The 417-nt window shown below is 53.2% G+C and carries 2 protein-coding genes; both read left to right on the top strand.

Annotated elements, in window-relative coordinates:
- Window positions 1-165: putative zinc ribbon protein (locus BEB54_RS28785; protein WP_049044965.1), on the top strand; the 165-nt coding region annotated here is incomplete at its 5' end.
- Window positions 153-417 (top strand): DUF7828 domain-containing protein (locus BEB54_RS28305; protein WP_213667380.1); only part of this gene is annotated, 265 nt, incomplete at its 3' end. The genes BEB54_RS28785 and BEB54_RS28305, both read left to right, overlap by 13 nt.

Raw genomic sequence — 417 nt, 5'->3', positions numbered from 1 at the left:
CGTCTGCAGCAATTCGTACCGGATGCCTTACCCGTGGTGCGTAAAGCCAGCTGGCACTGCAGACAATGTCACCACGATTATTATGGGGAGCAGTACTGCACAAACTGCCAGACCGGAGGATTCAGTATTCCCCGGACAACTCAGGAGGAAATATGCGAATTCTGAACTGTTATATGGCGAATGACAGCAAGGGGCATTTTGTTACGGCGAAAGAAGCAGCGAAGCACAACCGCCGGGACGTTTTGTGCTGTGTGTCCTGTGGATGCCCGTTAACACTTCAGCGGGGCAATGACGGACAACAACCGTGGTTTGAACATGACCAGATGACTGTCGCTGAGAAAATCCTGCTGCGATGCACCTGGCTTGACCCGGCAGAGAAAGAGGCCCGTCGTTTGCATCTGCAGGGTATGACGGTTC

It is taken from the genome of Escherichia sp. MOD1-EC6021, assembly GCF_002965245.1.
GTDB classification, from domain to species: domain Bacteria; phylum Pseudomonadota; class Gammaproteobacteria; order Enterobacterales; family Enterobacteriaceae; genus Escherichia; species Escherichia coli_F.
Note: the sequence above shows the minus strand (reverse complement) of the source record. Positions and strands in the feature narration are given on the sequence as shown.